The organism is Streptomyces sp. NPDC001380, from assembly GCF_042895785.1.
GTDB lineage: Bacteria > Actinomycetota > Actinomycetes > Streptomycetales > Streptomycetaceae > Peterkaempfera.
The window spans coordinates 42819-52662 of sequence record NZ_JBIAWP010000030.1 but is presented as its reverse complement, the minus strand read 5'-3'; the positions used below and the strand labels follow the sequence as shown (position 1 = coordinate 52662).

At 76.8% G+C, this 9844-nt stretch carries 12 protein-coding genes; 3 read left to right on the top strand and 9 right to left on the bottom strand.

What is annotated here, in order from left to right:
* The coding region (locus tag ACFY07_RS26315) for an SDR family oxidoreductase (RefSeq protein ID WP_390872041.1) at positions 1-87 on the top strand (87 nt) is incomplete at its 5' end.
* Positions 88-248: 161 nt separating this feature from the next.
* On the opposite strand, the gene ACFY07_RS26310 is transcribed toward ACFY07_RS26315, so the two are convergent.
* The 4 genes from ACFY07_RS26310 to ACFY07_RS26295 all read right to left on the bottom strand — a co-directional run bounded on the left by ACFY07_RS26310 (position 249) and on the right by ACFY07_RS26295 (position 4186).
* A complete protein-coding gene (locus ACFY07_RS26310) occupies positions 249-836 on the bottom strand; it encodes a TetR/AcrR family transcriptional regulator (protein ID WP_390872034.1) in 588 nt (195 codons plus the stop codon).
* 211 nt (positions 837-1047) lie between these two features.
* Entirely contained in the window at positions 1048-1230 is a 183-nt protein-coding gene (locus ACFY07_RS26305; protein WP_390872040.1) for a 2Fe-2S iron-sulfur cluster-binding protein, read from the bottom strand.
* Positions 1155-2789 (bottom strand): MOSC domain-containing protein, encoded by a 1635-nt coding sequence (locus tag ACFY07_RS26300; RefSeq protein ID WP_390872033.1) that lies wholly within the window; start codon positions 2787-2789, stop codon positions 1155-1157. The genes ACFY07_RS26305 and ACFY07_RS26300 overlap by 76 nt, the downstream gene beginning before the upstream one ends.
* Before the next feature lie 821 nt (positions 2790-3610).
* Entirely contained in the window at positions 3611-4186 is a 576-nt protein-coding gene (locus ACFY07_RS26295; protein WP_390872032.1) for a TetR/AcrR family transcriptional regulator, read from the bottom strand.
* A 575-nt stretch (positions 4187-4761) separates the two neighbouring features.
* Between ACFY07_RS26295 and ACFY07_RS26290 the strand changes: the two genes are divergently transcribed.
* Positions 4762-5208 (top strand): VOC family protein, encoded by a 447-nt coding sequence (locus ACFY07_RS26290; RefSeq protein ID WP_390872031.1) that lies wholly within the window; start codon positions 4762-4764, stop codon positions 5206-5208.
* A 55-nt stretch (positions 5209-5263) separates the two neighbouring features.
* On the opposite strand, the gene ACFY07_RS26285 is transcribed toward ACFY07_RS26290, so the two are convergent.
* The 4 genes from ACFY07_RS26285 to ACFY07_RS26270 all read right to left on the bottom strand — a co-directional run bounded on the left by ACFY07_RS26285 (position 5264) and on the right by ACFY07_RS26270 (position 8342).
* Positions 5264-5575, bottom strand: a complete 312-nt coding sequence (locus ACFY07_RS26285) for a muconolactone Delta-isomerase family protein (protein WP_390872030.1) — start codon at positions 5573-5575, stop codon at positions 5264-5266.
* 30 nt (positions 5576-5605) lie between these two features.
* Positions 5606-5977, bottom strand: a complete 372-nt coding sequence (locus ACFY07_RS26280; protein ID WP_390872029.1) for an SgcJ/EcaC family oxidoreductase — start codon at positions 5975-5977, stop codon at positions 5606-5608.
* Positions 5978-6383: 406 nt separating this feature from the next.
* Positions 6384-6728: a plasmid stabilization protein gene (locus ACFY07_RS26275; protein ID WP_390872028.1), complete on the bottom strand. Its 345-nt coding sequence runs from the start codon at positions 6726-6728 to the stop codon at positions 6384-6386.
* A 306-nt stretch (positions 6729-7034) separates the two neighbouring features.
* Positions 7035-8342: a PP2C family protein-serine/threonine phosphatase gene (locus tag ACFY07_RS26270; RefSeq protein WP_390872027.1), complete on the bottom strand. Its 1308-nt coding sequence runs from the start codon at positions 8340-8342 to the stop codon at positions 7035-7037.
* A gap of 124 nt (positions 8343-8466) precedes the next feature.
* Between ACFY07_RS26270 and ACFY07_RS26265 the strand changes: the two genes are divergently transcribed.
* Positions 8467-9525, top strand: a complete 1059-nt coding sequence (locus tag ACFY07_RS26265) for an iron-containing redox enzyme family protein (RefSeq protein WP_390872026.1) — start codon at positions 8467-8469, stop codon at positions 9523-9525.
* On the opposite strand, the gene ACFY07_RS26260 is transcribed toward ACFY07_RS26265, so the two are convergent.
* A complete protein-coding gene (locus ACFY07_RS26260; RefSeq protein ID WP_390872039.1) occupies positions 9448-9696 on the bottom strand; it encodes a CDGSH iron-sulfur domain-containing protein in 249 nt (82 codons plus the stop codon). The two genes, ACFY07_RS26265 and ACFY07_RS26260, sit on opposite strands and share 78 nt — an antisense overlap.
* Positions 9697-9844: the final 148 nt, after the last annotated feature.

Sequence of the window (9844 nt, the reverse complement as noted above, 5' to 3'; positions counted from 1 at the left end):
GCCGCGGCGCTCTTCCTCGCCTCGGACCAGAGCAGCTTCGTCACCGGCATCGAGCTCTACGTCGACGGCGGCATCAACCAGGTCTGACCGCCCGGCGGCACGGCCGGGCGCGGGGTGATCGGCGCCGCCCGCACCCGGCCCGCCGTCACCGCCGGGCCGGCGGCGGGGCCTGCGGAGGACGTCAGGCCCCGCCGCCGAGGTGCGCGCCCCGGCCTGCCCGGGTGCGGGCGGGCGGTCCGGGAGCGCGCTCAGGGGCGCGGCAGGAGGGCGAGGGCGGTGTTCCCGATCCCCTTCAGCGCGGCGCCGTCCATGCCGGTCTTGGCGAGGAACTCGATGCCCTGCAGGACCGACAGCAGCAGGCGGCCGAGCTCCCGCGCCCCGGTCCCCCGGTCGAGGTCGCCGTCCCGCTGGGCCTCCTCGACGCACGCCACCAGGAGGTCCTCGACGGCCTGGTAGGTCGACCTGGCCCGGGAGACGACGTCGGGGTCCTGGCCGTGCAGCTCCGAGGTGCTGTTGGCGAGCAGGCAGCCGCGGCGCTGCGCGTCGTTGCGGTAGCCGTCCGACACCCCTTCGAGGAGGCCGGTCAGGCGCTCCAGCGCCGTGCCCGGTCCCTCCAGCGCCCCCCGGACGGCGTCGAGCTGCTCGGCGCGGTACTCGTCGAGGGTCCGGAGGAAGAGCTGCCGCTTGTCCCCGAACGCGCCGTAGAGGCTTCCCTTGCCGAGGCCGGTGACCTCCATGAGGTCGCTCACGGATGTGGCGGTGTACCCCCGGTCCCAGAACTGCTCGCGCACGGAACCGAGGACCTGTCGCTCGTCGAAGTTGCGGGGTCGTGCCATCCCTGCAGCGTACCAGTTCTTGACTTTACGGTCAAGATTGAGATCCGTGGACAGGCGCGGCCCGCCGTGCGGTCCCGGCCTCCGCCGGCTCCGGCGGAGGCCTCGCCGTGGCCGGCCGCGCCGCCCCGGGGCCGACCGGACCCGCAGGGAACGGGTCCTGCCGCAGGGTCGGCGCGCGGGGGCGACGGGCCGCCGCCCGTCAGGACGCCGTCTAGAGGTCCACGACCAGGTCCTGGGTGGGCTTGGAGCAGCAGATGAGGATGTTGCCCTCGGCGGGCGGTTCGACCGGATCCGGCGCGTAGTCGACCGAACCGGACATCAGGGCGAGTTCGCAGGTGTGGCACACACCGGTGCGGCACGACCACTGGACCGGTACGTCGCACGCCTCGGCCAGTTCCAGGAGCGAGTCCCGGCTGTCGTCCCAGGGGACGGTGAGGCCGCTGCGGGCGAACGAGACGGAAGGCCCGGTGCCGGGGGCCCCGGGGGCTGGTGAGGGGCGCGCGCGGCCGCTGCGCCGCTGATCCCCGGCGTGAGCGACGGGCCGGCGTTGAAGATCTCGCCGTGCACGCGGGACGCCTCCAGGCCGGCCCTGACGAGCGCGGCGCTGGCGCTCTCCATGAAGGGCGCCGGTCCGCAGACGTAGGCGTCGGCGTCGGCCGGGAGTCCCAGGCCGAGGATCCGGTCGGCCGAGAGGCGGCCGGCCTCGGTGTAGTCGCTCCCCTCGCGGTCCGCGGCGCCCGGCCTGCTGTAGTAGACGTGCGACCGGGCGTCCGCGAGGCTCGCGACGAGGTCGTGGACCTCCTGGGCGAAGGGGTGCTCGGCGCCGTTGCGGGCCACGTGCAGCCACCACACCTGGCGGCCGGAGCGGCCGCGGGCGAGGGCGTGCAGCATGGCCAGCACGGGGGTCACCCCCACTCCGGCCGACAGCAGCACCACGGGGGTCCCGCCCTCGGTCAGGCGGAAGGTGCCGCGGGGTGCCGCGACGTCGAGGCTGTCACCGACCCTGAGGTGGGTGCGCAGGTGGTTGCTGGCGACACCGTGCGGTTCGACCTTCACGCTGATCCGGTACACGCCCGTCCCGGGTTCGCCGGACAGGGAGTAGCTGCGGATCAGCGGAGGTGCGCCCCCCTCGCGCCGCACCCTCACGGTGAGGAACTGCCCGGGCAGGGCCGGCGGCAGCGCGGCACCGTCGGCCGAGGCCAGGAACACCGAGAAGACGCTCCGGCTCTCGGGCCGGATGTCCGTGACGACCAGGGGGCGGAAGCCGGTCCACGCGGGCGGCGGGGCGCCCGCCGCCGCCGTGAGGCCGGCGCTGCCCGAGGACGTCCCCGGAGCGGCGTCGGCCTGCTCCAGGAGGGTGCGCATGGACCCCTGCCAGCCCGGGCTCAGCGCCGGTATGCGCAGCGCCCGCTCCACCTGGGCGCGGGTGTGCCCCGGGAGGTAGAGGACTCCGTCGATCTCCTCGACGGTCATCGCCTCCGGGCCGCTGGAGACCTTGACGATCTCCTGCCCGGCCTCCACCTCGCCCTCCTCGATGACCCGCAGGTAGAAACCCGGTCGGCGGTGGGAGACCAGCAGCGCCGCCATCCGGGGCTCACCCATGCGCAGGCCCACCCGGTAGCACGTGACCCGCGGTTGCGTGACCTCGAACAGCGCACTGCCGATCCGGTACCGGTCGCCGATGCACACCTCGTCGTCCGGGAGCCCGTCCACCGTGAAGTTCTCGCCGAAGTTCCCCGGCTCCAGGTCGTCGCGCCCCAGCTGGTCGGCCCAGAACCGGTAGGAGTCCAGCTGGTAGACCAGCACGGCCCGCTGCTCCCCGCCGTGCCCGCCCAGGTCGCCCTGGCCGTCCCCGTCGATGTTGAGCCGCCTCACCGTCCGGGGCCCGGACACGGTCTGCTTGTAGATCCCCGTGTGCACCGTCTTCCCGTGCCACGGGACGTCCTGGGGCATTCCGACATTGACTGCGATCAAGGTCGCGACCACGGTGACGGCCTCCTTCCCGGTCCTGGACTCCGGCCGCCGGCCGGCAGGGGCGCTGTAGGTGCGGACGTGGGTCGGGAAGCACTCCCCGCTCGGGCTGCCGACCCGTTCGGCTGTGGTCCCGGCGCCCCCGGCGAAGGCGCCGTCGGGCTCGTGGGCCCCGGGGCGGGGCACCGCTCGCGGCTGACGTGACCGGGTCGGTCGCGAGGTCCTGACGGGCGGCCGACGTGACAGGGAGGACGGAGGAGGGATGCCCGGGAGCCGCTCGGAGGGCGGCGCGGCAGCAGGGTGACCGGGGCCCCGGCGGAACCCGCATCCCGGAGGAGCGCCCGTCGACCGTCGACGGCGGCCGTGCGGCGGGACGCAGGGGGCACCCTGGTCCCCGACGAGGCTCGACCCTGCGGAGCCGACCGCCGGAGTCGGCAGCAGGGCCGGGCACGCCGTCGAAGGGCCGGATGACTCCTTCGCCCACAGCCCGGAGGGCGAGCGGGAGGGATCGCACGCCGTGCTCGAATCGAACGCTACACCCGTCCCCGGGGGAGGGCCATCGGGGGCAGGGAACCGCTCCGGCTCTGCCGGAGGGCCGGGACGACGGCTGTGACCTGCGGTTCCGGGACGGCCGGCAGGGAGGGCGGGCTCCGCCCCTCACCCCCCGGGCGGTCGGACCGTCCGGCGCCGCCCGCCCGGCCGCCCGGGGAGCGGCACCCGTACGGGCCCGCTCCGTGCGTGCCCGGTCGGGCGGTCCTGCCCGAGCGGCCCTGCCGACGGCTGTCCGTGCGCCACGGGCCGGCTCAGGTTCCGGCCACCACGCCGTGGAGCATCAGGCCGATCAGGCGGTGGGCGAGTTCGGGCCGCTGGTCGTGGTCGGTGATGAGGCAGATGCCGCCCAGTGCCATCAGGACGTCGTGGGCGCCGGTCCCGGAGCGGAACACGCCCTGCTGCGCCCCGGCGGTAAGCAGGTGGTCGATCGCCTCGGCCAGGAGGGCGCGGGTGTGCAACCGCCGGCTGTCGTCGGTGAGCACCACGCGCAGGGCGTCGGCCATCCCCTGCTTGGCGGCCATGAAGACCACGAACCGCTCCATCCAGGTCCGCAGGGCCTCGACGGGCGGCAGGGACGCGGCGAGTTCGGGCGCCGCCCGGCACAGGCGCTCCACCTCGTGGCGGTAGGTGGCCTCGACGAGCAGTTCCTTGGAGGGGAACCGGCGGTAGAGCGTGCCGACCCCGACGCCGGCCTCGCGGGCGACGTCCTTCACCGAGGCACCGGCCCCGTCCCGGGCGAACACCGCCGCCTCCAGCAGCCGGTCCTCGTTCCGCTGCGCGTCCGCGCGCAGCCGCCGCGGCTCCGTGCCCGCCGTCGTGCCCGCCAAGGCCGGTCCCCTCCCGCCGCTCCGTCCGCCGACCGGTTCCGTGCACCCCGGACCGGAACTGATTCCGGTTGCCAGGGTGCGGCGCTCGTCCGGCGCGGGGCCGCCAGGGCGTGGAGCGGTTCCCGCCGGCCGGGACCGACGGCCCGGCCGGCGGGCCCGTCCCGGCCCGCAGGGCGGTCGGCCCGGGACGCCGGAGCGCGTTCGGTGCGGATCCCCGACGGCGGGAGGGTCGGACCGCCCCTCCCGGCGGATCCGGCCTGCGACCGGAAGCGCCCCGCCCGGGGCGGGGACGGGGACGGTCAGGGGTCTGCGGCCGGAGCACCCGGCGCCGGGGCCGGTCCGTCCTGGGTTGCGGCGGAATACGGCGATGCAAGACTGATGGTGCCGGACGGTCGGACATCCCGGCGGGAATCGTCGGCCTCCCCTCCCGGGTGGCCCGAGCAGCCGTACCCGTCCGTGCCGACCGGCCCCCGGTGGCCGGATGCCCCCTTGTGCGCACGACGACGGGGCCTGTCCGCACCGGGCTGGCCACCGACGACGAGCAGTCACGCCGACATCGGAGAAGTGAGACAGTCATGGACATGAAGATCGAGGTCGTCGTGCTGCCCGTCGCGGACGTCGACCGGGCCAAGGACTTCTACGAGACGACGCTGGGCTGGAGGACCGACGTCGACCGCTCCGGCGACGACGGCTTCCGGGTCGTGCACGTCACTCCTCCGGGGTCGCCCTGCTCCATCCTGTTCGGGGGGCGCGTCACCACCGCCGACCCCGGAAGCCTGCAGGGCCTCCACCTGGTCGTCGACGACATCGTGGCCGCCCGCGAGGAGCTGGCCGGACGTGGGGTCGGCATCAGCGAGGTCTTCCACGACGCGGGCGGGTTCTTCCACCACGCCGGCACCGAGGCCCGCGTGCCCGGGCCCGACCCGGGGCGCGGCAGCTACGCCTCGTTCGCCTCGTTCGAGGACCCGGACGGCAACGGCTGGGTGCTGCAGGAGATCACCACCCGCCTGCCCGGGCGCTGAGCCCTGCCCGGCACCGCCGCGGGCGACGGTGCCGGGCGGCCGCCGGCGGCCCGGGTCAGGCCTCCCGCCCGGCCCTGCCCGGGCCGCCCGGGTCGTTGGGGTGGGACGCGACGGCGGTCACGTGAGCGGTCATGAACGGGTGCAGCGGGAGCGTGCCCAGCACCTTCTCGTGCAGTTCCGCCTCGTCCGCCGCGCGCCACAGGCCGATGCTGCGCATCTCGCCGACCGGGCGCCACAGCCGCACCAGGTGGCCGGCGGCGGCGAGCTCCCCGGCGCGGACGGCCTCGGCCGCGCGCAGCCGGTCGATCTCGGCCTGGTCCGTGCCGTCGGGGAACGCGGTCCTCAGTTCGACCAGGAACTTCCTCATGGCTCTCTCCTCGGGTGTCGCTGCCGATCGTCAGTCGAGCCTGGAGACCTGGTAGTGGCCGATGGCCCAGCCGGACGGTGTGCGCACGAGCACCACGCCGAGCCGCACGTCCAGCGTCGCCCGGTCGGTGAACGAGAAGTCGACGCCCAGGTAGGCGAGCACGGCGTCCTCCGCCACCTGCCGGGTCTCCAGGATCCGGTACTCCGCCTTCAGGCCCGGCGGCTGGGAGGCGTAGTACTCGGCGATGCCCTCGCGGCCGACGGTGTAGGGGTGCAGCCCCTGGAAGACCGCGTCCTGCGTGAAGCACGTCGCGATCCGCTCGGGCTCGTGGGCGTCGAGGGCGGCCTTCCAGCGGTCCATGACGTCGCGCACGACGCCTTCGCGTACTGCCGGGGTGTTCATGCGCGTCCTGCCTTCCGGCCCGGTCGTCCCGCCCCCTGCGAGTGTGGGGTCTGACCGGGCGATCCGCTCGGCGGAGCCGGAGGGCCCGTGCCCGGACGGCCCCGGCCGAGGGACGCGACCCCCACGAGGGGCCCGGTCCGGACGCGGGCGGCTTCGCGGGTCGTGCTGCGGGCCGTGCCGCCGGTCGCGCCGCCGACGGGACCGGCGCCCCGGTCGTCCACGGGCGGGGTGCCGCGGGGCTGCCGTCCACGGACCTCACCCGGCCGGCGAGGACGGGGAGGCCGGCGGGCCGGTGCGGCCGTCCGGGTGCCGGAGGAGGCCCGTGCCTCCGGTGGACCCCGCAGCCGCCGGAGACAGCGGCGCCGCCCGCCCGGACCGGGCGGGCGGCGCCCGCGCGGCCGCCCGGTCACCTGTGCAGGGCGTGCCGCAGCTCGTCCTTGGTCATGGTCGAGCGGCCCTTGATGTCGCGCTTGCGCGCCTCCGCGTACAGCTGCTCCTTCGTGGGGCCGCCGGACCCGCCGCGGGATCCGCCGCCTCCGCCGTGGGACCGCTGTCCGCCGCGCCGGGAGGGGGAGGGGCCGCGCAGCGAGGAGCCGCTCGCCGTGCGGGCCTCGCCGGAGCGGGCGCGCTCCTTGTTCACCGTGCGGGCGGCGATCTCCTCGGCCCGCTCCTCGCCCTCGCCGCGCTGCCGCGCGCTCTCCTTGATGTGCTCGTACTGCCGTTCGCGCTTCGGGCTCGAACCCCTGGGCATGTCGACGACCTCCTCGGAAGCTCGCGGTGTCCGCCCCGCGCCTACCCGCCGCCCCCGGCGGGACACGGGGCCGTGCGTCTCCCGGCCGGACCGGCCCCTGGTCCGAGGACGGCCCGGACCGGCCGTCGTCGCGGGCGTCACGGCGGCGCCGGGCGTCGCGCGCCGGCCGCCGACGGGGCGTCCGAGGGCCCGTCCCGGCGCTCACCCCTGCACCCCTCACCCCTGCACCCCTCACCCCTGCACCCCTCATCCCTGCACCCCTCATCCCTGCACCCCTCATCCCTGCATCCCTCATCCCTGCGTCGCTCACCCCTGCGTCGCGGGCGGCAGCCGCAGGGCGAGCAGCGCGGTGTCGTCGGGGTGGTGGTCGCCGAGGAGCCCCGAGAGGAGTTCGTCGCACAGCTCCGCCAGCGGGCGGCGGGCGAGGGCCGCCGTGTGGTGGCGCAGCCGGGTGAAGCCGGTCTCCAGGTCCTCGCCCCGGCGCTCGACGAGTCCGTCGGTGTAGAGCAGCAGGGTGCAGCCCGCGGTCAGCACCGCGGTGGCGCTCGGCCGGGCGCCGTGCGGGTCGACGCCCAGCATCAGCCCGCGCCCCTCGTCGAGGTAGCAGGTGTCGCCCCGGCCGGTGGCCAGCAGCGGCGGCGGGTGGCCGGCGCTCGCGTGGGACAGCTGCCACCTGCCGTCCGGCAGCGGGCGCAGGATGCCGTACAGGCAGGTGGCCGTCGTGTCCGACAGGGCGTGGTGGGCGAGGTCCAGCCGGCGCAGGATCATCCCCGGGGGCTCGGTGCGGTCGCAGGCGATGCCGCGCAGCATGTTCCGCAGCTGGCTCATCGCGACCGCGGCCCGCACGTCGTGCCCGGTCACGTCGCCGATGATGAGCGCGGTGCCGTCCCCGGGCAGCCGGAACGCGTCGTACCAGTCACCTCCCACCTCCGCCGCCCCCACCCGGGCCGGGCGGTAGCGGGCGGCCAGTTCCACGGGGGCCACGTCGGGCAGGCCGGGCAGCAGCGCGTGCTGGAACTGCTCGGCGGTGCGCTGCACCTCGGCGTGCAGCCGGGCGTTGTCCACGGCCAGGGCGATCCGGTGCGCCAGGTCCTCCACGAGCGCCGCCTCGTCCGCTCCGAGGACCGGCCCTCCGGCGGTGCGGGCCACCGTGAGGGCGCCCAGCACCCGGCGCCGCGCGCGCAGCGGCGCCACGATCGCCGAGGCCGCCTCCTCGGCGCCCAGCAGCTCTCCCTCCCACGCCCCGCCCGTGCAGCCGCCCGGGGCCGGGGCCGCTCCGCCCCGGCCGCCGACCAGCAGGGGGCCCGCGCCGCGCAGGGCCCGGGCCAGCGGGCCGCCGGCGTCGGGCGGCGGCGGCGGGACGGGCCCCTCCCGCAGGCGGGCCGAGGCCCCCGCGGGGCGGCGGTGGGCCGTGGCGGCGCGCCTCACCCGGCCGTCGTCCCCGAGCAGCTCGACGCTGCACCAGTCCGCCAGCTGCGGGACCAGGATCCGGCACACCCGGCGCAGGGCCTCGTCCGCGTCCAGGGTGCTCACGAGCACCTCGGACGCCTCGGCGAGCAGCGCCAGGCGGTCCAGTGCCCGCTGGAGCATGACGTCGAGGTCGAACTCGTCCACCCCGCCACCCTCCCTCCGGCGCCGGGGGAGCGCCACCCCGTGCCCGGCGGGCCGGGTCGGCAGCCGCGGCGGCGGGTAGGCGGAGGGGGACGCACGCACGCCGTCCCGGAGAGGAGGCGCTCCCATGGGCGTCACAGCCGCAGGGCCCGGCCCCGCGCTCCCCGCCCCCCGCGGGCCGCTGTCCGAGGCCCTGGCCGCCGCGCTCGCGGCCGGCCCGCCGCCCGGTCCGGCCCCGCTCCCCGCCGTCCCGGTGGGGGACCCCTGGGGCGAGGACTGCCAGCTGGCCCTGTACACCTGCTACGAGCTGCACTACCGCGGCTTCGCCGGCGTGGACGCGTCCTGGGAGTGGGACCCGGGGCTCCTGGCGTTCCGCCGCCGCCTGGAGGAGGCCTTCCTCGCGGCGGTCCGCACCGCCGTGGCGCCGGTGCCGCCGCTGGAGCGGCAGCTGCGCGAGCTGCTGGTCGAGCCCGCCGACGGCGGCGGGCCCTCCCACCACCTGCTGCGCGGCGGCGAGCGGTGGCAGGCGCGCGAGTACCTGGTGCACCGCTCCCTCTACCACCTCAAGGAGGGGGACCCCCAGGCGTGGGCGATCCCCCGCCTGCACGGCGCCGCGCAGGCGGTCCTGGTGGGCGTCGAGTACGACGAGTACGGCGGGGGCCGCCCCGAGCGGGTCCACGCCCGGCTGTTCGCGGCGATGATGGAGGACCTGGGCCTGGACCCGTCCTACGGCCGCTACCTGGACCTCGCCCCTGCGCCGACCCTGGCGGTGGTCAACCTCATGTCGCTGTTCGCCCTGCACCGGGCGCACCGCGGCGCCCTGGTGGGCCAGTTCGCCCACGCGGAGATCACCTCATCGCCCGGGTCGGCGCGGCTCGCCGCCGCCCTGGAGCGGCTGGGCGCCGGACCGGCGGGAACCGGCTTCTACCGGGAGCACGTCGAGGCCGACGCCGTGCACGAGCAGCTCGTGCGCCACGGCGTGGTGGAGGCGCTGCTCGCGGACGAGCCGGGACTGGAGGACGACGTCGCCCTCGGGCTCGCCGCGGCCGACCTGGTCGACGGCCGGCTCGCCCGCCACCTCCTCGACTGCTGGGAGCAGGGCCGCACCTCACTGCGCGCGCCCCTCGACACCGTCCCCGCCCTCGGCCCCGGTGTCCCCGCCCGGCACCCCTCCGTCCCCGCCTGACCCGTCCCCGCCCGACGTCCCGCCGTCCCCGTCCGGGGGGACCGCGCCGCGCTCCCCCCGGCCCTCCGCCGGGGGGAGCGAGCGGCGGCGGTGGCTGGTGTCGCAGAACGGGTAGCGCCTGCTGCGGCGGCACAGGCACAGCGCCACGACGGGACGCCCGCTCTCCCGCACCGAGCCGTCGGGCAGCACCACCTCCACCGGACCCTCCACCAGGGCCGGGCCGACCCCGTCCGGCAGGGTCACCCGCACCGCGGCCCGGTCCGCCCGGCGCCCGGCAGGGCGACCGCCGCCCGGCGCGTCCGACCCGCCCGGACCGCCT